Annotated in this window: 18 protein-coding genes and 2 pseudogenes; 15 read left to right on the top strand and 5 right to left on the bottom strand. The window is 71.3% G+C overall.

Translation table 11 applies throughout. From position 1 onward, the window contains the following. The 3 genes from ABD329_RS09880 to ABD329_RS09870 all read left to right on the top strand — a co-directional run. Positions 1-206: nitrilase-related carbon-nitrogen hydrolase (locus ABD329_RS09880; RefSeq protein WP_344316239.1), on the top strand; the 206-nt coding region annotated here is incomplete at its 5' end. After that, positions 203-1606: a dihydropyrimidinase gene (gene hydA, locus ABD329_RS09875; RefSeq protein WP_198275479.1), complete on the top strand. Its 1404-nt coding sequence runs from the start codon at positions 203-205 to the stop codon at positions 1604-1606. The genes ABD329_RS09880 and hydA, both read left to right, overlap by 4 nt. A 22-nt stretch (positions 1607-1628) precedes the next feature. Beyond that, positions 1629-2627: a TIGR03842 family LLM class F420-dependent oxidoreductase gene (locus ABD329_RS09870; protein ID WP_198275480.1), complete on the top strand. Its 999-nt coding sequence runs from the start codon at positions 1629-1631 to the stop codon at positions 2625-2627. Between the two features lie 13 nt (positions 2628-2640). On the opposite strand, the gene ABD329_RS09865 is transcribed toward ABD329_RS09870, so the two are convergent. After that, the gene (locus ABD329_RS09865) at positions 2641-4206 is read right to left on the bottom strand and encodes an MDR family MFS transporter (protein ID WP_198275481.1); all 1566 of its coding nucleotides are present in this window, start codon (positions 4204-4206) and stop codon (positions 2641-2643) included. A 168-nt stretch (positions 4207-4374) separates the two neighbouring features. On the opposite strand from ABD329_RS09865, the gene ABD329_RS09860 reads away from it, so the two are divergent. The 3 genes from ABD329_RS09860 to ABD329_RS09850 all read left to right on the top strand — a co-directional run bounded on the left by ABD329_RS09860 (position 4375) and on the right by ABD329_RS09850 (position 7602). Continuing rightward, positions 4375-4944, top strand: a complete 570-nt coding sequence (locus ABD329_RS09860; RefSeq protein WP_198275487.1) for a TetR/AcrR family transcriptional regulator — start codon at positions 4375-4377, stop codon at positions 4942-4944. 92 nt (positions 4945-5036) lie between these two features. Further along, complete coding sequence (locus ABD329_RS09855; RefSeq protein ID WP_198275482.1) at positions 5037-6728, top strand: phospholipid carrier-dependent glycosyltransferase; 1692 nt, start codon at positions 5037-5039, stop codon at positions 6726-6728. Positions 6729-7080: 352 nt separating this feature from the next. Next, a complete protein-coding gene (locus tag ABD329_RS09850; RefSeq protein WP_198275483.1) occupies positions 7081-7602 on the top strand; it encodes a CAP domain-containing protein in 522 nt (173 codons plus the stop codon). A gap of 1 nt (position 7603) precedes the next feature. Here the strand turns inward: ABD329_RS09850 and ABD329_RS09845 are convergent, their stop codons facing one another. After that, positions 7604-8287, bottom strand: coding sequence for a TetR/AcrR family transcriptional regulator (locus tag ABD329_RS09845; RefSeq protein WP_344316236.1), 684 nt, complete (start codon positions 8285-8287; stop codon positions 7604-7606). Between the two features lie 90 nt (positions 8288-8377). Between ABD329_RS09845 and ABD329_RS09840 the strand changes: the two genes are divergently transcribed. Further along, on the top strand, positions 8378-9337 hold the full coding sequence (locus tag ABD329_RS09840; RefSeq protein WP_198280349.1) for an NAD(P)-dependent alcohol dehydrogenase: 960 nt from the start codon (positions 8378-8380) through the stop codon (positions 9335-9337). A gap of 136 nt (positions 9338-9473) precedes the next feature. Further along, complete coding sequence (locus ABD329_RS09835) at positions 9474-11708, top strand: HelD family protein (RefSeq protein ID WP_198280350.1); 2235 nt, start codon at positions 9474-9476, stop codon at positions 11706-11708. A 63-nt stretch (positions 11709-11771) separates the two neighbouring features. Here ABD329_RS09835 and ABD329_RS09830 read toward each other — a convergent pair whose 3' ends face one another. Beyond that, positions 11772-13289 (bottom strand): glycoside hydrolase family 28 protein, encoded by a 1518-nt coding sequence (locus ABD329_RS09830; RefSeq protein ID WP_198280351.1) that lies wholly within the window; start codon positions 13287-13289, stop codon positions 11772-11774. Between the two features lie 223 nt (positions 13290-13512). Here ABD329_RS09830 and ABD329_RS09825 point away from each other — a divergent pair, with 223 nt between their 5' ends. The 5 genes and pseudogenes from ABD329_RS09825 (at position 13513) to ABD329_RS09810 (ending at position 19226) form a co-directional block, all read left to right on the top strand. Continuing rightward, positions 13513-13947 carry an SRPBCC family protein gene (locus ABD329_RS09825; protein ID WP_198280352.1) on the top strand — a complete coding sequence of 145 codons (435 nt, stop codon included), beginning with the start codon at positions 13513-13515 and terminating at the stop codon, positions 13945-13947. Positions 13948-14042: 95 nt separating this feature from the next. Then, positions 14043-14108: pseudogene (locus ABD329_RS48195) on the top strand (helix-turn-helix domain-containing protein); the annotation flags it as partial. Positions 14109-14223: 115 nt separating this feature from the next. Continuing rightward, positions 14224-14367: pseudogene (locus ABD329_RS48190) on the top strand (transposase); the annotation flags it as partial. A gap of 712 nt (positions 14368-15079) precedes the next feature. Beyond that, entirely contained in the window at positions 15080-16399 is a 1320-nt protein-coding gene (locus tag ABD329_RS09815; RefSeq protein ID WP_344316233.1) for an NAD(P)/FAD-dependent oxidoreductase, read from the top strand. Between the two features lie 130 nt (positions 16400-16529). Further along, complete coding sequence (locus ABD329_RS09810; RefSeq protein WP_198276450.1) at positions 16530-19226, top strand: SMI1/KNR4 family protein; 2697 nt, start codon at positions 16530-16532, stop codon at positions 19224-19226. A gap of 21 nt (positions 19227-19247) precedes the next feature. On the opposite strand, the gene ABD329_RS09805 is transcribed toward ABD329_RS09810, so the two are convergent. Then, entirely contained in the window at positions 19248-19841 is a 594-nt protein-coding gene (locus tag ABD329_RS09805; protein ID WP_198276451.1) for a TetR/AcrR family transcriptional regulator, read from the bottom strand. 132 nt (positions 19842-19973) lie between these two features. Here ABD329_RS09805 and ABD329_RS09800 point away from each other — a divergent pair, with 132 nt between their 5' ends. Both ABD329_RS09800 and ABD329_RS09795 read left to right on the top strand, forming a co-directional pair. Beyond that, the gene (locus ABD329_RS09800) at positions 19974-21164 is read left to right on the top strand and encodes a cytochrome P450 (protein WP_198276452.1); all 1191 of its coding nucleotides are present in this window, start codon (positions 19974-19976) and stop codon (positions 21162-21164) included. A 5-nt stretch (positions 21165-21169) separates the two neighbouring features. Further along, complete coding sequence (locus ABD329_RS09795; protein WP_037953950.1) at positions 21170-21385, top strand: ferredoxin; 216 nt, start codon at positions 21170-21172, stop codon at positions 21383-21385. 22 nt (positions 21386-21407) lie between these two features. Here ABD329_RS09795 and ABD329_RS09790 read toward each other — a convergent pair whose 3' ends face one another. Further along, the gene (locus ABD329_RS09790; protein WP_198276453.1) at positions 21408-22271 is read right to left on the bottom strand and encodes an SAM-dependent methyltransferase; all 864 of its coding nucleotides are present in this window, start codon (positions 22269-22271) and stop codon (positions 21408-21410) included. Positions 22272-22367 lie beyond the last annotated feature (96 nt).

Genomic DNA, 22367 nt, shown 5'->3' with positions numbered 1-22367 from the left:
CCGAGGAGTACGGCGACAACGACTTCTACGGCACCAGCTACTTCGTCGATCCGCGCGGTCAGTTCGTCGGCGATGTGGCCAGTGACAAGGAGGAGGAACTGATCGTCCGCGACCTCGACTTCGGCCTGATCGACGAGGTGCGCCAGCAGTGGGCGTTCTACCGCGACCGGCGGCCCGACGCCTACGAGGGGCTGGTGCGGCCGTGACCCGCACGCTGATCCAGGGCGGGCTGGTCATCACCGCCGGCGAGGAGCTGTCCGCCGACGTCCTCGTGGACGGTGAGCGCGTCGCGGCCGTCGCCGCCTCGGGCACAGAGGTCACCGAGACCTGGGCGCGCGGAGCGGACCGGATCATCGATGCCACCGGGCTGTATGTCATTCCGGGCGGGGTGGACGCCCACACCCATATGGAGATGCCGTTCGGCGGCACGTTCGCCTCCGACACCTTCGAGACCGGCACCCGGGCGGCGGCCTGGGGCGGGACCACCACCATCGTGGACTTCGCCATCCAGACGGTGGGCCACGCCCTGCGCGAGGGGCTGGACGCCTGGCACGCCAAGTCCGAGGGCCGATGCGCGATCGACTACGGGTTCCATATGATCCTCTCCGATGTCGACGAGCACTCGCTCAAGGAGATGGACGCTCTCGTGGACGAGGGCGTGAGCAGCTTCAAGTTGTTCATGGCCTATCCGGGGGTCTTCTACAGCGACGACGGGCAGATCCTGCGGGCCATGCAGCGGGCCTCCGGCAACGGCGGGCTGATCATGATGCATGCCGAGAACGGCATCGCCATCGACGTCCTGGTGGAGCAGGCGCTGGCCGAGGGCAGGACCGACCCCCGCTACCACGGTGAGGTCCGCCGGGAGCTGCTGGAGTCGGAGGCGACCCATCGCGCCATCCAGCTCGCCCGGGTGGCCGGCGCCCCGCTCTATGTGGTCCATGTCTCCGCCGAGCAGGCTGTCCAGGAGATCACGGGAGCCCGTGACCTGGGGCTGCCGGTCTTCGCCGAGACGTGTCCGCAGTATCTGTTCCTGTCCACGGACAACCTCGCCGAGCCGGACTTCGAGGGCGCCAAGTACGTCTGCTCCACCCCGCTGCGCCCCGTCGAGCACCAGGCCGCGCTGTGGCGGGGGCTGCGGACCAACGACCTCCAGGTGGTCTCCACCGACCACTGCCCGTTCTGCTTCACCGGGCAGAAGGAGCTGGGCCGGGGCGACTTCTCCAAGATCCCCAACGGAATGCCCGGCGTGGAGCACCGGATGGATCTGCTCCACCAGGCCGTGGTGGACGGCCATATCTCCCGCCGCCGCTGGATCGAGATCGCCTGCGCCACCCCGGCCAGGATGTTCGGCCTCTACCCGCGCAAGGGCACCATCGCGCCCGGGGCCGACGCCGACATCGTCGTCTACGACCCGGAGGCGCGGCAGACCCTGTCCGCCGAGACCCACCATATGAACGTCGACTACTCGGCGTACGAGGGCAAGCGGATCACCGGGCGGGTGCGCACCGTCCTCTCGCGGGGACATGTCGTCGTCGACGGCGACGCGTACCTCGGCCGGACCGGGCACGGCCGGTATCTGCCCCGCGCCACCTGCCAGTACCTCTAGCGACCACCACACGGAGCATGCGATGGACTTCGGAATCGTCCTCCAGACCGATCCCCCCGCCTCCGCGGTCGTCGACCGGATGCGGCGCGCGGAGGACGCGGGATTCACCCATGGCTGGACGTTCGACTCGGCCGTGCTGTGGCAGGAGCCGTTCGTCATCTACAGCCGTATCCTCGAACACACCGAGCGGCTGATCGTCGGGCCGATGGTCACCAACCCCGGGACCCGCACCTGGGAGGTGACCGCCTCCACCTTCGCCACCCTCAACGACATGTACGGCAACCGCACCGTATGCGGTATCGGCCGTGGCGATTCGGCGATGCGGGTGGCCGGGCGCAAGCCCAACACCCTGGCCCGCCTCGGCGAGGCCATGCACACCATCAAGGAGCTGGCCGAGGGCCGTGCGGCCACGGTGGACGGCAACACCGTGCGGCTGCCCTGGGTGAGAGACGGCAGCCTGCCGGTGTGGATGGCGGCGTACGGCCCCAAGGCGCTCGCGCTGACCGGCCGTCAGGCCGACGGCTTCATCCTCCAACTCGCCGATCCGTTCCTGACGGAGTGGATGGTCAAGGCGGTGCGCTCCGCCGCCGCCGAGGCCGGGCGCGATCCGGACGCGGTCACCATCTGCGTCGCCGCCCCCGCGTATGTGGGCGACGACCTGGACCACGCCCGTGAGCAGTGCCGCTGGTTCGGCGGCATGGTCGGCAACCATGTCGCCGACCTGGTGACGCGCTACGGTCAGGGCTCCGGCATGGTGCCGGCCGAACTGACCGAGTACATCAAGGCCCGTGAGGGCTACGACTACGCTCACCACGGCCGCTCCGGCAACCCGGACACCGCCTTCGTGCCCGACGAGATCGTCGACCGCTTCTGCCTCCTCGGCCCGGCCGGCGCCCAGATCGACAAGCTCAAGCAGCTGCGTGACCTGGGCGTGGACCAGTTCGCCCTGTACGCGATGCACGATGGTGTGGAGTCCACCATGGATGCCTACGCGAAGGAGGTCATCCCGGCCCTGAGCTGACGGCCCCTGGGCGCTACGGGGCGGCCGGGGCGGCGGCATCCTCGGCCTTCCGCGGCTGGGCCGCCGGACCCGGCCTGCCCCGCAGCGGGACCTCCTGGACGCACAGGGCGGCGATGAAGGCCACGGTGCACACGACGGCCGCGGTCAGGAAGATCCGCTGGGTGCCGGTGGCCACCGCGTGGAGGTAGCCGTCCCTGACCGACTCCGGCAGCCGGGCCAGTGCCGCCGGATCGGGCCGGGCCTCGCCCGTCTCCGCCCCGGCGGGCGCGTGGCCCCGCACGGCGCCGGTGAAGAGCGAACCGAAGACCGCCACGCCCAGCGAGCCGCCGATGGTGCGGAAGAGGGTGACCGACGCGGAGGCGGCCCCCATGTCGCGCATCTCCACACTGTTCTGCGCGATCGTGGTGACCATCTGCATCTGGCAGCCCATGCCCGTGCCCACCAGGGCCATGAAACACCCGGTGGCCGCGCGGGAGGTCGTGGTGTCCATGGTGGCCAGCAGGAACAGTCCGACGGCCATGCAGACGGTGCCCACGATGGGGAAGACCTTGTACCGCCCGGTGGCGGACATGACCTTGCCGCCGACCTGGGACATGATCACCACGGGGATCATCAGGGGGAGCAGCAGCAGACCGGAGCGGGAGGCGGAGACGCCCTGCACGGTCTGCTGATACAGCGGCAGATACAGCGAGCAGCCGAACATCACCACCCCGCCCACCAGGATCAGCGAGGACGCCAGGGAGAAATTGCGGTGTCCGGTGAAGATGCGCAGCGGCATGAGCGGTTCCGCCGCGCGCCGCTGCCGCGCCACGAAGGCCGCCACGCCCACCGCGGCCAGGGCGAACAGGCCGAGGATCTGCCATGAGGTCCACGCGTAGGTGGAGCCGGCCCAGGTGGCGGCGAGGGTCAGGGCGCATACGGTCGTCGTCATCACGGTGATGCCCGGCCAGTCGATACGGGCCTTGGCGCGGGTGGCGGGCAGCCGCAGCATCAGCTGACACCAGACCACGGTGAGGACACCGAGCGGCAGATTGATGAAGAAGGCCCAGCGCCAGCCCAGATGGCCGGTGACGAAGCCGCCGAGCAGCGGGCCGCCGATGGTGCCGATGGCCATGATGGAGGCGGTCATGCCCTGGTAGCGGCCCCGCTCCCGGGGCGGTGCCAGCGAGGCGATCAGGGCGAAGGCACCGGCGCCGATACCGCCCGCGCCCAGGCCCTGAAGCGCCCGGAAGACGATCAGCTGGGTCATCGTGTGGGCCGCGCCGGACAGCGCCGAGCCGAGCACGAAGACGACGACGGCGATCAGATACATGTGCTTGCGGCCGTACAGATCGCCGAACTTGCCCCAGACGGGGGTGGAGGCGGCGGTGGCCAGGGTGTAGGCGGTCACCACCCAGGAGATGTGCTCCAGGCCGCCGAGGTCTCCGACGATCGTCGGCATCGCGGTGCCGACGATCGTGGAGTCGAGCATCGACAGCAGCATCGCGAGCAGCACACCGAGCAGGGCCAGACGGACGCTTTTCGGGGTGGTCTCCGGCGGGGCGGGACTGCCGGACGGCGGTGCGTCGGATACGGACATGGCTGATCACTTCCTTCTCGGCGCGCTCGGCGCGGGGCTTCGAGATGACGGGAGCCGAAGGGGCGGGGTCCCGCCGCGAACAGAAGAGCACACCGACTAAAAAAGTGCAACGACTCAACTTTTCTATTCGGTCCACCCACGGGTAGGGTGGTCCCCGTGAGCGAGACGATGGGGCGCCGTGAGCGCAAGAAGGCCGCCACCCGCCAGGCGCTGGCGGACGCGGCCCTGAGGCTGTTCCTCGACCGTGGCTTCGACCGGGTGAGCGTGCGGGACATCGCGGAGGCCGCCGACGTCTCCACCACCACGGTCTTCAAGCACTTCCCCAGCAAGGAGGCCCTGCTCTTCGACCTGGACTCCGACCGGGAAACCGCCCTCATAGCCGTCGTACGCGACCGGCCGGAGGGGATGTCCATCCCCGGGGCCCTGCGCGAGCACACGCTGCGGACGCACTCCGAAGGCGCGGGCGACCCCGAGATGGCGCGGTTCGTCGAGCTGACGCAGAGCACCCCGGCGCTGCGGGAGTACGGCCGCCGCATGTGGATGCGGCACGAATCCGCTCTCGCGGCCGCCATCGCCGAGGCCACCGGCGCCCCCGAGGACGACCCCGGATGTGCGGCGCTCGCCCACTTCGCGCTGGAGACCGTCAGCTTCGTCCGGGGCCGGGCCGACGCCCGGCAGGCCATCGAGGCCGCCTTCGCCCTCCTCGAACACGGCTGGCCCGCGGCCGGTCGGCGATAGCCCATCGCGACGTCAGGACCCGTTTGCGGACTTGGCGCAAGTTTCGGGCGGATGCCGGATGCGGGGGAGCGAGGGCGCTAGCGTCTGTCGCTATGCGGTGGGCCGGTGTGATCGACAGCGTGACCAGGGCCGTCGGCGGGCCGAAGGGCCGGTGGTCGGTGGCGCCGGCGCGGCATCGGCGGTGGCTGGTGGTGGCCGCCGTCGTGGCGCTCCTCGTCCAGATGGCCGTCGCGATGGTCACCGCGGCGGTGGAGCAGACGCCGACCATCGACGAGCCCGTGTACGTCGGCGCGGCGGTGGACTCCCTGCACCATCACCGGGTGCGCTACAACCCCGAGCACCCACCGCTGGGCAAGCTCATCATCGCGACGGGGGTGGCGTTCGCCCGGCCGCACCTCGACGCCGGTTTCACCGGTGACCAGACGGCGCTCGGGCGGCATGTGCTGTACGAGGCGGGCAACGACCCCTGGCGGCTGATGCTGTGCGCACGGCTGCCGATGATCGCGCTGACGCTGCTGTTCGGGCTGGTGGTGTTCGCGTTCGCCCGCGAACTGACCGGCCCGGTGGGCGGTGCGGTGGCGCTCGCCCTCTACGCCTTCTCGCCGGACGTCATCGCGCACGGCTCGCTCGCCACGCTCGACGTACCGGCGGCCGGTTTCCTGCTGACGTCGGTCTGGCTGCTGTGGCGGGCGCGGCTGCGGCCGCGATGGCACCTTCCCCTCGCGGGGGTGGCGCTCGGCGCGGCGCTCGCCACGAAGATGAGCATGCTGGCCGCGGTCCCGGTGCTGCTGCTCCTGACCGTGCTCTCGGTCTGGTACGCCCGCCGTACGCACCACCGCACACCGAGCGACCACATGCGGTCGCTCGGGATCGGCGTGGCGGTGGCGGCGGCCATGGCGCTGATCGCGGTGGCCGTGGTGTGGGCCACCTACCTCCTGGTCGACCCCCGGCTGCGCTGGACGCCCACCGGGCCCGTGCCCGCCGTCCAGGGCTTGCGCGGGCTCGCCGTCCACTGGCTGCCGCTCCCGGAGGCGTACCGCGACGGGATGCGCATCCAGTTCGGCTTCGAGCAGGACACCTGGCGTGGCTTTCTGCTCGGCCGCCGCTACCTCGGGTCGCTGTGGTACTACCTGCCCGTCGCGCTGCTGGTGAAGACGCCCTTGGGCATGCTCGCGCTCTGGTCGGCCGGCGCGGTCACGATGCTGATGGTGCCCCGGCTGCGGCCCGCCGCGCCGTATGTGCTCGTCCCCGCGGCCGTACTGCTGCTCGCCGCCCTGGACGGGGCCCGCAACCTCGGTGTCCGGTACGCCATCTTCCTGCCGATGTTCCTGGCGGTGGCGGCGGCCGGGCTGATGGCCGTGCGGCGGCGGTGGGTGTACGGGGCCACGCTGGCGCTGGTGCTGTTCGTCGCGGTCAGCTCGCTGCGGACGTATCCGTACTACCTGCCGTACTCCAACGAGGCGTTCGGCGGCCCGTCCCGAACCCATCTGCGGCTGCACGATTCGAACGTGGACTGGGGGCAGGACCTGGGGCGACTGGCCGACCGCCTCCGGGAGCGCTACCGGGGTGAGCGGATCTGGCTCGTCTACAAGGGCAGCGGTGTGCCGTCGGCCTACGGCATCCACGCCTCCGACCCGCGCCGGGCCGCCCCGGACGAGGTGCGCGGGCTGCTGGTGGTCTCGGACTCCTCGATCGCCCAGGCCACCGGACGGCTGGCGGCGCTGATCGACGGCAGTCGGCCGATCGACGAGGTCGGCCACTCGATCACCATCTACCGCCGCTGACCACCCACCGCGCCATGTCATGACATCTCTCACATCGAGCGCCGGAGTAAAGGGGGCGTAGCGGTGCATATCGACTAGGCGGCATAGTGGCCTTTGTCCGCCCTGTCGGACATGGTGGATTCCTCGTCGTCCCGGCCCCGGCACTTCGGGCCTCGCCACCCACTCGCCTGGTTGCCGCGATTCCTGATGGCGTGTCGGGCCACCGTGCCCTTCCCCGGAACCCGCTCAGCATGACTCGCCGCCGAGCGCAAGTTCCGCCCTCGCTACGAACCTGTGTCGTACGAACACGTGTGTTGCCCATGTGGCGGACGGCTCCAAGAATGACGGACCTCAACCGAGTGTGAGGTCCCGCATGAGCAAGCACCGCAGCAGCACGACGCACCGCCGCAAGATAGCCATCGCCACGCTCGCCGTGGCCGCCGTGGGCGTTCCCTCGGCCGCGATGGCGTCGCAGTCCGCCGCACCCGCCGGCTCCCCCTCCGCCACCTCCGCGGCCGCCACGGACCAGCAGGAAGTGGTGGACCTCGTCAACAGCGAGCGCAGCAAGGCCGGTTGTGAGCCGCTGACCGTGAACGAGAAGCTGACCAAGGCCGCCCAGGACCACAGCGAGGACATGGCGGCCCACAGCAACATGTCGCACACCGGCTCCGACGGCTCCTCCCCGGGCGACCGGATCGAGCGCGCGGGCTACTCCTGGAGCAGCTACGGCGAGAACGTGGCCTACGGCTATGACTCGCCCAAGAGTGTCATGGCGGGCTGGATGAACAGCTCCGGCCACAAGGCGAACATCCTGAACTGTGACTTCAAGGAGATCGGCGTCGGCCTGGCGCAGCCCGGCAACTACTGGACGCAGGACTTCGGCACCGCCCGATAGCTCATCCCCCGGATGTCCGGGGCAACCCGCCCAGCCCCAGCGGGGCGGGTGGCGGGAGGGGGCGGGCCGGTTCGGCCCGCCCCGCCTCGAAGGACCGCAGGAGGTGGGCGACCAGCCGCCGGGACGCGGCCGGTGCCGTTGCCGGGTCGCCGATGACACCTCTGTTGGCCAGGAAGACAAGGCTCAGGTCGGACACGTCGAAGTCCTCGCGCAGCCGCCCCGCGGCCTTGGCGCGCCGTACCACCTCGGCGAAGCCCTCTTCGAGCCGCAGCCGCTCCCGCTCGAAGCCGGCCACATCGGGAAACGTCGACAGCAGGGCGTCGTTGAACTCCCGGTCCCGCGTCTGTGAGGCACACACCGTCTCGATGGTCCGGCGGAAGGCCCGCCACGCGTCGTCGTCGGCCAGGGCGTCGTCGACGATCGCCGCGCAGGTGGCGAACTCGTCCGAGAACACCTCCCCGACCAGCGCCTCCCGGGTGGGGAAACGCCGGTAGAGCGTGGCCACCCCGACCCCGGCATGACGGGCGATGGTGGCCATCGGCACATCGAGCCCACGCGAGACGAACAGCGCCCGGGCCGTCTCGAGGACGCGCCGGCGGTTGGACGCCGCGTCGGACCGCAACCCCGGACCTCCGGCGTCCCGAACACCGGTGGCGGGCGCTATATGAGAGACGTGAGCAGGCATGTTTCTCACCTTACGCCGACCGGGCGGTTTCCCCCTTTGCGCACATTAGCGTGACGGCGACCCCGATGTGCGAAAGGGACGATGAGGGCGATGAGCGAAATGCGCGCGGCGCGGTTCGACCGGTACGGACCCCCCGAGGTGCTGTACGAGGGCACCCTGCCGAAGCCGGTGGCCGGCCCGGACGAGGTGCTGGTACGGGTGCACGCCACAAGTGTGAACGGCGGTGAGCTCTCGGCCCGGGCGGGCAAGGTGAAGCTGGTGACCGGACGGAGGTTCCCGAAGGGCACCGGCATCGACATCGCCGGGGAGATCGCCGGGGTGGGTTCCTCCGTGCGCCATCTCGAAGTGGGCGAGCGGGTGTGGGGTGCGATGCCGCACTTGAGGTTCGGGGCGGCCGCCGAGTACGTGGCCGTCCGGCCCCGTCAGCTCTCCTACGCCCCCGAGGGCATCGATCTGGTCCGGGCCGCGGCCCTGCCCGGGGTCGGCACCACGGCCATCACGGCGCTGCGCGACAAGATCGGCCTGATGAGTGGTGAGCGGCTGCTGGTGCGTGGCGCGGCCGGCGGTGTGGGCAGTGTCGCCGTCCAGCTGGGACATGCGCTCGGCGCCCATGTCACCGCGCTCGCCGGGGCGAAGGCGCTCGACTTCGTCCGGGAGCTCGGCGCCGATGAGGCACATGACTACCGGACCACCGGACCGGCCGCCCTCGGGCCGTTCGACGCCGTGCTGGACATGGTGGGCACCGAGCTCGGCGTCTATCGCGGGCTTCTGTCGTCCGGTGGGCGCATGGTGTCCATCGCCTTCGATGCCGACCGCCCGCTGTGCTGGGTGGGCTCCGTCCTGGCCTCCGCCGTGCACGGCTCGCGGCGAGTGCGGGCCTTCTCCGGCAATCCCACGCATGAGCTCTTCGCCGATCTGGCCGCCTATGTGGAGAAGGGGGCGATCCGGCCGGTCGTCGACACCGTCCATCCGCTCTCCGGCATCGGAGAGGCCCATCGCGCCATGGAGGCCGGTGGTGTCCGCGGCAAACACGTCATCCAGGTGAAATGAGGCCATAAAACAGAGAAACGCCCCGGCTGCCTTGACGGCCGGGGCGTTTCTCGGCGTATATTGGGGATTTCCTTTGCCATTGCATTTACGGCATGGGGAAACCTGATGAAGTCATCGTATCCCGGCGGGAGTCGAATTGTCAAACGAGGAATGGGTCCGTGAGCAAGAATTCCTTGATCTGCTCAACGGGCGCCTCGCCGAGCTCAGGGCACGAGCCGAGGAGTCGGTGACCGAGGCCCTGTCCTTGGAGGGCACCACCTTCCAGGCGCGGCTGGAGCGCGATGTGCTGGTGGCCGAGCGGTCCGGGCTGCTCGCCGCGTTCGAGGCGGGGGAGCGTGGGCTGTGCTTCGGCCGGCTGCTGTTCCGCGACGGCCGCGACTACCACATCGGCCGCATCGGCATCCGGCGCGATGACGCGGACCGTACCCCGCTGGTCATCGACTGGCGGGCCGATGTGGCCCGTCCGTTCTACCTCGCCACCGGGCACACCCCCATGGGGCTGCGCCGCAGGCGCCACATCACCACCGAGGGACCCGAGGTCACCGGACTGCACGACGAGATCCTGGACCTCTCGGACACCATACGGACCGGGCATGAGGGATCCGACGCGGACGCCGTGCTGCTCGCCGCGCTCGACGCCGCCCGCACCGGCCGGATGCATGACATCGTGCAGACCATCCAGGCCGAACAGGACCAGATCATCCGCGCCCCGCACCACGGCGTCCACGTCGTGGAGGGCGGCCCCGGCACCGGCAAGACCGTCGTGGCGCTGCACCGCGCCGCGTATCTGCTCTACGCGCACCGGGAGTCGCTGGCCCGCCGCGCGGTGCTGATCGTCGGGCCCAACCCGGCGTTCCTCGGCTACATCGGCGAGGTGCTGCCCTCGCTCGGCGAGACCGGCGTGCTCCTGTCCACGCTCGGCGAGCTCTTCCCCGGGGTGACGGCCACCGGCACCGACACCCCCGAGGCCGCCGAGGTCAAGGGCCGCGCGGAGATGGCCGATGCGCTGGCGCGCTACGTACGGGACCGGCAGACGCTGCCCGACCCCGCGATCGTTATCGAGCACGACGACGGCGATCTGGTGCTGGACAAGGACATCGCGTCCGAGGCGGGCCACAAGGCGCGGGAGACCGGACTGCCGCACAACCTCGCCCGTCCGCACTTCGCCTTCCGCGTCATCGACGCCCTCACCGACCAGCTCGTGGACCGGATCGGCGCGGACCCCCTCGGCGGGCCCAACCTCCTCGGCGCGGACGACGTCGCCCAGCTCGGCAAGGCGATCGCGGTCAACCCCGAGGTGCACGCGGCCATCGCGGAGCTGTGGCCGGTCCTCACCCCGCAGCAGCTCGTGGCCGACTTCCTCGGCGACCCCGTTCACCTCGCCGACGCCGACGCCGCGGCGATCCGCCGCACCGACGGCGAATGGACCCCCGCCGACGTGCCGTTGCTGGACGAGGCGGCCGAACTCCTCGGCCATGACGACGCGGCGGCCCGCGCCGCCGCGGAGGCCGAGCGCCAGGAGCGCATCGAGTACGCACAGGGCGTCCTCGACCTCTCCTACGGCTCCCGCACCCTGGAGTTCGAGGACCGCGAGGACGAGGAGTCCGAGGTGCTGGCCGCCCACGACCTCATCGACGCCGAACGGCTGGCCGACCGCGCCGAGGAGCGCGACCACCGCAGCGCCGCCGAACGCGCCGCCGCCGACCGCACCTGGGCCTTCGGCCACATCATCGTGGACGAGGCCCAGGAGCTGTCCGCGATGGCGTGGCGGCTGCTGATGCGGCGCAGCCCGACCCGTTCGATGACCCTGGTGGGCGACCCCGCGCAGACCGCGGAGCCGGGTGGCTGCGGCTCCTGGTCCTCGATCCTGAAGCCGTACGTCGGCGACCGCTGGGAGCACAGCCGGCTCGGCGTCAACTACCGCACCCCGGCCGAGATCATGGACGTCGCGGCGCGGGTGGCCCGTACCGTCGACCCCGACTTCCAGCCGCCGCGCTCGGTGCGCGCCACCGGGGTGCGGCCGTGGGCGGAGCACACCGGCGAACTGCCCGGCGCGGTGGCCGCGGCCGTGGCGCGGGAGACCCGCGCCGATGGCCGTCTCGCGGTGATCGCCCCGAAGGACCGCCATGACGCGCTGTCGGCCGCCCTCCCGCAGGCGTCCACCGGCCGGTCCCCGGACCTGACCAGCGCGGTGGTGCTGCTCGACCCCCGGCAGGCCAAGGGTCTTGAGTTCGACACCGTGATCGTGGCCGAGCCCGCGGAGTTCGGCACCAGCGACCTCTATGTGGCGCTCACCCGGGCCACCCAGCGGCTCGGCGTGGTGCACACCGGGCCGCTTCCGGAGGGCCTGCGCGACCTGGCCGAGGGGTGAAACCCACCGGCGAGACCGCCCCGCGGCCGGCCTGCACGGGGGGTGCGGGCCGGCCGTCGTGGGTCACGAGGAGCAGTTCTCGCTGGACCCGCTGGTGCTCACCCGCAGCGCTCCGCCGGAGGTGTTGGCGCTGTCGGCGAGGCAGTAGCCGGACACGTTCTGGACGATGACGTCCGCCGGGCTGTCGCTGCCGCGCTCCGCGGTGAAGTGGTCGAACCGCAGCGCGCTACCGGAGTTGGCGATGACCGCCGGGCGTCCGTCGTCCTTGGCGAACCGCACCGAGCTGTCGTTGAAGGTGATGTGGTCCGCGTTGTGCAGATACCAGCCGAAGGCGGGACGGGTGCCGATGCTCTTCGGGTTGTAGTCGTCGGAGTCATTGCTGGGAACAGCGGTGGACATGGTGCCGTTGCCGCCGGGCACGGTCAGATTGACGTTGTTGAAGGTCACACCGCTGATGTGATTGCCACCGGACTCGCCCCACAGCGTCGGGCTGAAGGAGGGGGTGTTCCCGGTCCCGGTGATGTTGTCGTAGGTGATGTCGCTGATGTGGCCGACGCCGGGATTTCCACCACACCGTTTTCTCGTCCCGATCTTCTGCATGATGGGGGAGTGCACATTGGTCATGGTGATGTCGCGGTAATGCACATCGGAGATGTTGGCGCCGTCCATCGAGACCATGCCGAGCCCGGACTTGTCCGCACCGGTGATGGTGATGCCCTGGAAGTCGTAGTCCGAGAAGTCGCCACAGGTCTCGGAGCCGAACATCAGGGCGTTGCAGCACTTCGCGGAGAGATGTGAATCGGTCACCTTCACATGGCCGTTGGACAGTTTGGCGCCCAGGGCGTAGTCGCTCTTGAAGGCGAGCGCGTCGTCGTTGGCGGCGATATCGGCATGGGTGATCGTCACATTGGTGGTGCTGATGATGTTCCAGCCGTCGCGGTCACTCGCCGTGTCGATGGTGAGGTGGTCCGAGGTCACGTTCTCGCAGCCGTTGATGAGGGCCGCGAAGTGGCCACCGCGCCGCAGGGTGATCCCGTCGAGAGTCAGCCCGTCGCAGCGGGTCAGCGAAATGATCTTGTCCGCCTCGCCGGAGTCGGGGGTGCCGGTGATGAGGTTGCCCGCGCCGTCGATGGTGCCCGAACCGGTGAACCCGATGTCGGTGAGCTTGTCACCATAGAACATCGCGTTGTGGAAGTGGCTGTGGCCGTAGTCCTGGTAGTCGTCGTTCGGATTGGACTCGGGCTTGTCATAGGTGTCCGCGCTCGAACCGAGGATGGTGGCCCCGGAGTCCAGCTGGAGCGTCACCTCGCTCCTGAGGTGGACGGTGTTCTTGGACTTGTACCGTCCGGACGGGAAGCGGACGATTCCGCCCCCGGCGCCGTTGGCCGCCGTGATGGCCTTCTCGATGGCGGCGGAGTCATTGGTCGAACCGTCGGCCTTCGCGCCGTAGTCCATCACGCTGAACACCGGTGCGGCGGTGGTGGCCGTGTCCCGCGCGGGGGCGGCGGCCGCCTGTGGCACTTGCGATAACCCGAAGACGGCGGCGAGGGCGAACGCCGCGCCTGCGGCGAGTCTCTTCATCTCTCGTTCTCCTTCTCCTGCGGAGCCGTGGAGATCCGACGTGTTGGTAGGTCTGGACCTGCGTGAACTGCGAGAATCCCTCTGGCGGGGCGACTTCTGTCTATGTCGGACCGGAAAGGTAGGATCTCTCTCTTTCTGTGGAAGGTAACAGGCGGATCCGAGCTGTCAATGGCCTCAGCCGCCACGACCGCCTCCCCGGCCGTCGATCGCCTACGATCCCGCTGTGGCCCCCTTCCGTATCGAGCGCCGCTCCCCACTGCCGGTCGACGAGACCTGGCGACGGCTCACCGACTGGCCGCGCCACGGCGCCCATGTGCCGCTGAGCGGTGTCACCGTCCGCCCGGCAGGGCCGACCCGGGTGGGCACCGTGGTCGTGGTGCGCACGGGCGTCGGCCGCGCCGGATTCGACGACCCCATGGAGGTCGTGCGCTGGGACCCGCCCACCGGGGACGCTCCCGGCAGTTGCAGGCTGGAGAAGCGCGGCTCGGTGGTCCTCGGATGGGCCGAGATCGAGGTGCGCCCCCGGGACGGTGGATCCGAGGTGGTATGGCGCGAGGAGGCGCGGCTGCGGGGACTGCCCCGCCTGTTCGACCCGCCGACGGTCTGGTCCGGCCGTCTGCTCTTCGGCCGGGTGGTCGACGCGTTGCTCAAGGGGTGACGGCCGCCCCGCCCCGCCGGTAGTGCAGTGCCGACCGGAACGGATGTTCTGATACTCGGCCATAACCCAGCCGTCGTAGAGCGATTGAGACGCAGTTGAGGTACGGCTTCCGCCTGTACCCGAACGGTCCTCAGCGCTCAGCGCTGGCCAGGGCGTTCGGGTGTGCGCGGGTGGTCTACAACGATGCGCTGCGCGCCCGTGAGACCGCCCGCGCCGCAGGCGAGGCGTTCCCGAAGACCGGGGACCTGTCCCGAGCCCGTCACCTCGGCCGAGGGCGACGGGGCCGTCGGCATCGACCTGGGGCTGGGGCATTTCGCCGTCCTGTCCGACGGCACGAAGATCGACGCTCCTCGCTTTCTGCGCCGGGCCGAGAAGAAGCTCAAGCGCGCACAGCAGGCTTTCAGCCGCAAGGCGAAGGGCGGAGCGGCCTTCGCCTGGAACGACACCGGCTACGACGCCCCCCGCGCCTGGGAGGCGGCCGCCCGCCACCTCGCCGGGGACGGCCCCGGCGCCCACCCGGCACGTACGGACGGGACCGTTCGCTCGCTGCTGGCCTTCTTCGACACCCAGCACCTCGCGCCCACCTTCGGCGCCGAACCCTGGCAGCCGCAGGCCCCCGAACTCGCCGCCCGGCTCGACCGGTTCCACACCGCCTGGGAGGCGGGGCGCGAGCGAGCGGCCCTGCGGGAGCTGCGCCCGTACGCCCGGCTGCTCGCCGCCGCGCCCGAGCGCATCAGGTCCGGTGTCGCGGACCGGGGATTCGTGGCGGACTGCGGGCCCTGGCTGGGCGCCCTGTCGCTGTGGGAGTGCTCCTTCGAGCGCACCCTGGACGCGCTGGGCGCCCGTCTCGACGGCCATGACGCCCGGGCGGCGCGGTGGTTCGCCGAGGCGGCGGCCGACGCGCGGCGGGCCGGGGAGATCCACACCATCCCCGGCGAGACCCGCCCCGAGGGCCCGGTGCGCGTCGCCGACGGAGTCCTCGACACCTTCATCACGGAGGCCGCCGAAGGCGCCTGAGCCGTCGGAGCGGTTGTATTTACCACCCTTGGGGGTGGTGACGCTCGGATGATTATGCACTACGCTCCGTAGTATGGGGGTACCGGGGGAAGGTACGGAGCGAGGGACCGCGGTGGTGATCGGCGGAGGTCTCGCCGGGCTGCTGGCCGCATGGGCGCTGCGGGGATATGCCGAGCGCATTGTCATAGTCGAGCGTGACCGCTATCCCGACGGACCGGCGTTCCGCTCGGGCGTTCCGCAGGCGCGCCACGCGCATCTGCTGCTCGAGGCCGGGCATCGGGCGCTGGAGGAGCTGATGCCCGGCGCGCGCGAGGAGTTGCTGGCCGCCGGCGCGGTGCGGGTGCCGATGTCGGGCGTGCACTGGCTCAGCGCGGCCGGGTGGCTCGCGAAGTACGAGAGCGAGGTCGCGTTCCTCTCCTGCACCAGACCGCTGCTCGACCATACGGTGCTGCGCCGGGTGCGCGCCGAGCCCTCGGTGCGATGGCTGGAGAACACCGATGTCGTCGGACTCCTCGGCACCCCGGGCGAGCTGACGGGCGTTCAGGTCCGGGCGCGGGGCGATGCCCGCGCCCGGGTGCGGGAGCTGCGCGCGGAGATGGTGGTCGACGCCTCCGGGCGCACCTCCTCGGTCCCCGCCTGGCTGGCCCGGCTGGGCTGCCCGCCCACCCCCGAGGAGCGCGTCGACGCGGGGGTGTCGTACGCCAGCCGGATGTACCACCGCCCCGCCGGGGCAGATCCGGGGTTCGACGTGCTCTATTTGCAGACCAAGGCCCCCGACGCGCCCAGGCTCGGCGTGGTGCTGCCCGTGGAGGGCGGCCGGTGGATCGCCAGCGTCGGCAGTATGCGGGGAGCACAGGCCGAGCCGGGCGCGGCCGGTTTCGACCGGCAGCTGCGTCTGCTGCGGGACCCGAGCCTGCACGAGCTGCTGGCCGGGGCCGAGCCCGCCGGTGCGGTCCGCGGCTTCTGGCCCGGCCCGGGTGTGCGCCGTCACTACGAGCGCCGGGCGCCGCGAGGGCTGGTTGTCATCGGCGACGCCGTATGCACCTTCAATCCGGTCTACGGCCAGGGCATCACCGTGTCCGCGCTCGGCGCCCGCGCCCTGCGGACCGCCGCCGAGCGCCACGGCGGCATCGGCCACCGTACGGCGCACACCGCCCGTAAGGGCATCGCGGCCGCCGCGGACACCGCGTGGCTGCTGTCCTCCAGCGAGGACGTGCGCTTCCCCACCACCACGGGCGGCCCCGCCGGAGTGGGGGTGCGGGTCCAGCACCGCTATCTGGACCGGGTCATCCGGCGTGCCACCGTCGACCCGGGGGTCTGCAAGGCCCTGCACGAGGTGATGTCCATGGTCGCCGCGCCCACCGCGCTGGTGCGCCCCGCCGTCCTCGGGGCCGTGCTGCGCGGGGGAGGGAGCGGCCGACCCGCATCCCCCTAGTGATCGTCGCGGATCACGGACGGTATCGGTCGGCCGCCCTAGCATCGGCAGCATCCGGGTGTTGTGAGGCCCCCGCACCCCTGCCCCGACGACATGTCAATGGATCAGACGGCCCCATCAGGAGCACAGCGTGCGAGCGACTTTCGCGGATTTCACCATCGATCCGCCTCGATTCGGCAATGGCACGGCCCGGTACATACGGTGCCATCCCGACCGGGACCGTCTCGCGATCGGCGCGGGCGGACGTGTCGAGCTCGACTTCGCGCTGGACTTCGCGCTGGACGGTGGCGAACTGCCGGAGCAGCTGACGCTCACCCTGATCGCGCGGGTCTCACCGCTGGGGGAGTCCCTGGGATGGGCGCCCATCGACATCACCGTCAACGGGCATGCGGTGATCTCGCGGTTCACCGTGCCCGGTGGCGCCCGCCCACGGGAGGCGGCCTTCGCGGTCCCCGGTGAGGCACTGGTGGCGGGCCTGAACACGCTGTGCGTCCGGGGCTGTGCCGAGGCGCGGGGGCTGCTCTGGCTGTACCGGATCAGCGTCGAGCCGTCCCGCATCTGCGCCCGTATGCACCTCATGGCGGAGGAGCGGCCGGCCGAGCCGGCGGTGTGCGCCTACCGCACCGAGTGGCGCGCCCCGGGCTCCGCCGAATGGCGGCCCGCCCCACGGCTGCTGGTCCATCTCGACCGGGGCGAGGGCTCGCTGCCGGTCCGGCTCGCCTGGCGCGGGCAGGACGGCGCGGAGGCGTCGATCGGCTTCCAGCCGGCGATGACGGAGTTCTACGGGCACCGCAGGGCCGCCGATGGCACGCTCACCGAGTACCGGGGGGTGCTGGAGGGCCGCTCGCCGCTGCGGGACAGCGCGCTCGAGGAGGTGATGCACCGCTTCCGCACGGTGGAGGGCGGTGGGCCCGGGGGCCCGGGCCTCCGCCAGGAGCTGCGGCTGCTGATCGAGGACGGGGGGCCGCCCGTCGAGCGGGTCATCTGGGGCGATCCATCAGGCCACTCGGGCACGGTGTCGCTGCTGGCAGCCGAGCCCGGTCCGGAGGCCGAGGTGACCGACCTGGTCACCAAGGTCCGGGCGCACAGCGAGTTCGCCGAGGTGGGCGAGGTCGCGGAGAACCTGCTGCACGACTCGTGGCACAAGTGGCTGGGCCATGGCGACCGCGCCTGGCTGGAGTTCACCCTGCGCCGGCCGGTGGCCGTCGGCCACTACGTCCTGACCTCCGCCAACGACGTGCCGGGCCGCGACCCGAGGGACTGGGCCCTCAGGGGCTCGAACGACGGGGAGCACTGGGTGGACCTGGACTCCCGCGTCGAGGAGAGCTTCGCCCACCGCCATCAGCCCCGGGGATTCACCTTCGCCGCCACCACCGCCTACCGTCACTACCGCCTGGAGATCACCCGGAACGCGGGGGCGGACCAGATCCAGCTCTCCCAGGTCCGCCTCTTCACCTCCGCCCCCCAGCCGAAGGGGTTCATCGGCCACTACCAGCGGGCGGGCGAGGCACCCACCGGATACCGCGGCACATCGGTGTCGGCCGCCCCGGAGCCGGGGGCCGTGACGGGGCCGCCGCGGACCGTCGAGCAGTGGCGGTCCTATCTGGCGGAGTACAGCGCGACCATCCTGCGGGTGGCCGACGCGGATGAGCTGACCGAGGTCGACGACGGGCAACGTGCCGCCGGGTGGCTCGGGTTCGAGGGCGCGGACGAGGAGAGCATCCTCGCCCTGGAGGAGCGGCTCGGTACCCGGCTCCCGCCGAGCTACCGCGCCTTCCTGGGCGCCTCCGACGGCTGGCTGAACATCAGCCCGTTCATGTGGCGGATGCGCCCGGCCAAGACCGTCGGCTGGCTGCGCGAGGCCGACCCCGAGACCTGGAGCGTCATCCGGGGCGGCGAGGGCGAGGACTGGGACGACACCGCGTTCATGGACCGGGCGCTGCTGGTCTCGGAGGAGGGCGACGCCCAGCACTGGCTGCTTGACCCCGCCGATGTGTCCGAGGACGGGGAGTGGGCCGCGTACATCTGGGCGAGTTGGTATCCGGCCCTGGGCGACCGGCACGCCTCGTTCGCCGAGCTGGTCGCCGAGGAGCGCACCGGCTTCGAGGACCAGCTGGCCCATGAGGTGCGCATGGGGCGTCCCGGGACCGCCGAGGATCTGGTGGCCGAGGGCAGGGCGCAGGCCCTGCGCGGCGAGGTGCGCAAGGCGATGGCCACCTTCGAGCAGGCCGCGGTCAAGGGCTCGGGCGCCGGTGCGTACCTGGGCGTCATCCTGGGGGCGTTCCTCGACATCAGCGCCGCCCACCACTGGATACGCACCGGTATCCTCGGGGACCCGCGCGTCCTCGAGGCGATCGGCCTGGAGCAGTTACGGGCCGAGGCCGCCCCGCTCTATCTGCGCTGCGCGGCCGAGGAGTGGACCGGCGCCCCCGGCGGCTATCTCTCGGCCCTCGGCGACATCCTGCCGCGGCTCCCCGATGGCGTGGACGGCGTCGTGGGCGCGGGCGGTGTGGCCGCGAGCGGCGCCGCCACCGAGGGCGACGACACCGCCGCCTGGATGGCCAGGGCCGCCGCCTTCGCCCCGCCCGTCCTGCCCGAGTCCCGCACCTTCCAGCAGGCCCTGGACCTGGCCAGGGCGCTGGCCGACCGCGGCGCCACCGACCAGTCCTGGGCCGTGATCGAGGCCGCCCTACCGCACTGGCAATGCGACTCCCCGCACCGCATCGCCCCGGTCGTGCTGCTCACCGATCCGGCCTTCCGCGAGGTGGTCACCCCGGCCCGGGCCCGGCGCGTCGTCACCACGCCCCGCGGGGAGTTCCGCGAGTAGCGCCCCGGCCCGCACGGCCGCCTACGGCCTGCCGCCCGCCGCCGGAAGGCCGTCCAGGAGGGTGCCGAGCGCGGCCGTGACCAGCGCGCACACCTCGTCCGGATCCGCGTCCGCCAGCGGCTCCTTGCCCACCAGCACCCGCATCATCCCTATGCCGAGCAGCCAGGACAGCGCCAGATCCGCCCGCAGTTCATGGTTGTCGGCGCTGGACAGGGAGGCCAGCACCCGCGCGTAGTCGTCGCTGATGGCGCGCACCGCCGTACCGATCTCGTCGCCGCTGTCCACCGAGCGCAGCAGCGTGGCCAGCGCGCGGCCGCCCGGTTCCCTGCCGCCGTGGCCCAGCAGCCCGCGCAGGGCGGCCTCCAGCAGCTCATCGGGTGGGGTGATGCGCAGCTGCTCCTCCCCGTTGTGCGCGATCACCTCGCCGAACAGCGCTCTCTTCGAGCCGAAGTAGCGGAACAGCAGCGCCTGGTTGACCCCCGCGCGATCGGCGATGTCCCGGACCGTCGCCCGTTCATAGCCCCGCTCGGCGAACAGCGCCGCCGCGGCCTCCAGCAGCCGCCGACGTGTGTCCCTCGCGTCCCGGCGCTGCCCCTCGGTCACGGTCGTCCCCATCACGACACCCCTCTCGTCCGCCTCCGGCGATTTCCCTCCGGCCCGTCAGATCAACGGCGCAAAGGGGCCGTTGACCGTACCAGCCGCCGCCTCCTAGCTTTGTAAGCACGTGCTTACGCAAGGGAGGTCACGGTGACCACAGCGGAGACGACACCCATCGCCTATCCCTTCAACTCCGCCGAGGGGCTCGCGCTCAGCGAGGCGTACGACCAGGCCAGGAACCGCACCGGATTACTCCGGGTGCGCATGCCCTACGGGGAGCCCGCCTGGCTGGCCACGCGGTACGCCGACGCCCGGCTGGTGCTCGGGGACCGGCGCTTCAGCCGGGCCGCGGCGCTCCACCACGATGTGCCACGGCAGTCCGAGGCCCGGCGCGACAGCGGCATCCTGACCATGGACCCGCCCGACCACACCCGGCTGCGCACCCTCGTCGCCAAGGCGTTCACCGTCCACCAGGTGGAGAAACTCCGCCCGTGGGTCCGGCAGTTGACCCGGGCCCTGCTCGATGAGCTCGAGGCCGCGGGGCCACCCGTCGATCTCGTGGACCGCTACGCGCTGCCCATTCCGGTCGGGGTCATCTGCGCCATGCTCGGCGTCCCGGAGGAGGACCGGCCCAAGTTCCGCACCTGGAGCGACGCCGCGCTGTCCACCAGCTCCCTGAGCGCCGAGGAGTTCGACCGTAACCGCGATGAGCTGCGCGCCTATATGGCCGGGCTGATCGAGGACCATCGCATCCGCCCGCGGGACGACATCATGACGTCGCTGATCGAGGCGAGGGACGCGGGCGACCGGCTGTCCGAGCTCGAGCTGGTCGATCTGTGCGTGGGCATCCTGGTGGCCGGGCACGAGACCACGGCCACCCAGATCCCCAACTTCGTGCTGACGCTGCTCGACCACCCGGAGGAACTGCGCCGGCTGCGCGAGGAGCCCGCACTGCTGCACGGCGCCGTCGAGGAGCTGTTGCGGTTCGTCCCGCTGGGCATGGCGGCGTCCTTCCCCCGCTACGCCACCGAGGACATCGAGGTGGGCGGCACCCTGGTGCGCGCCGGGGAGCCCGTGCTCGTCGCCGTCGGCTCGGCCAACCGCGACGCGCTGCGCTTCGACCAGCCGGGCACCCTGAACGTCGCCCGCCCCGCCACCCAGCACCTGGGCTTCGGCCATGGTGTGCACCACTGCCTGGGCGCGTCCCTGGCCCGGCTGGAGCTCCAGGAGGCGCTCGGCGCGCTGATCACCCGCTTCCCCGGTCTGCGGCTGGCCGGGGATGTGGAGTGGAAGGGCCAGATGCTGGTCCGCGGGCCCCGAGCCATGCCCATCGGGTGGTGAGCCGGATGACCTGGAAGGCGGAGGTCGACGGCGGCCGGTGCATGGCGTCCGGCATGTGCGCCGGTATCGCCCCCGACCTGTTCGCCCTCGACGAGGAGCACGCCCGGCCGCGACGCGAGGAGGTCCCGGAGGAGGAGCGGGTGCTGGACGCGGCGGACTCCTGTCCCGCGCTGGCGATCACCATCCGCGACGGCACCACGACCGTCGGACCGCGTCCCTGAACCCCGTCCGGGAGACCCCGGGTCAGGACTTCTGCGCGACGCCCGCCCAGAAGGACACCTCTTCGTCGGTCACATCGCCGGTCTCCACATGGGAGTCCGTTTCGGCCAGGTCGGTGCGCCAGCGGTGCGGCACCTCCAGGCCCGGTTCGACCATCTCCAGACCGGTGAAGAAGCGCTCCACCTCGTCCCGGGTGCGGATTTTCCCCTGGATGCCGCCGCTGTGGTAGACCTGCACGGTCTTCTGGGTGGCCTCGGGGTCGAAGTCCGGGGTGATGTGGCTCAGCACCAGGAAGGAGCCGGGGGCGAGCGCGTCGACCAGCCGCTGGACGAGGTCGTACGGGCCCCACTCGTCGGGGACGAAGTGCAGCAGCGAGACCAGGCTCAGCGCGACCGGCTGGGAGAGGTCCAGCACCTCGGTGAGGTCGGGCGAGGCGAGGACGGTCTCGGGCTCGGTGATGTCCCCGTGCACATAGGCGGTGCGGCCCTCGGGGCGGCTCTTGAGCAGGGCCTGGGCATGGGCGAGGACGATGGGGTCGTTGTCCACGTAGACGACCCGGGCCTCCGGGGCGATGCCCTGGGCGACCTCGTGCAGATTCGGCCGGGTGGGAATGCCGGTGCCGATGTCGAGGAACTGGCGGATGCCCCGCTCGGCGGCGAGGAACCGGATCGCGCGGTGCATCCAGGCCCGGTTGGTCCGGGCGGCGATCATGACACCCGGCCACAGGGTGAGCACCTTGGCCGCGGCCTCACGGTCGGCGACGTAGTTGTCCTTGCCGCCCAGGAAGTAGTCGTACATCCGGGCGCTGTGCGGTCGCCCCTGGTTGAGGGGGGTGTTGGGGGGCTCCGGCCCGCTTCCGGTCTGGGATGCTACCCCTTGCGCCGTCACGTGGTGTTCTCCTCCGTATCCGGGCGCGATCCCTCACGCCGCGGCCGACTGTTCCAAGGATGGTAACCGCGTGATCGTATGGGGAAGTTGAGGGGC

This window comes from Streptomyces javensis (assembly GCF_039525925.1).
GTDB lineage: Bacteria > Actinomycetota > Actinomycetes > Streptomycetales > Streptomycetaceae > Streptomyces > Streptomyces asiaticus.
This window is presented reverse-complemented; position numbering and strand designations above follow the sequence as displayed.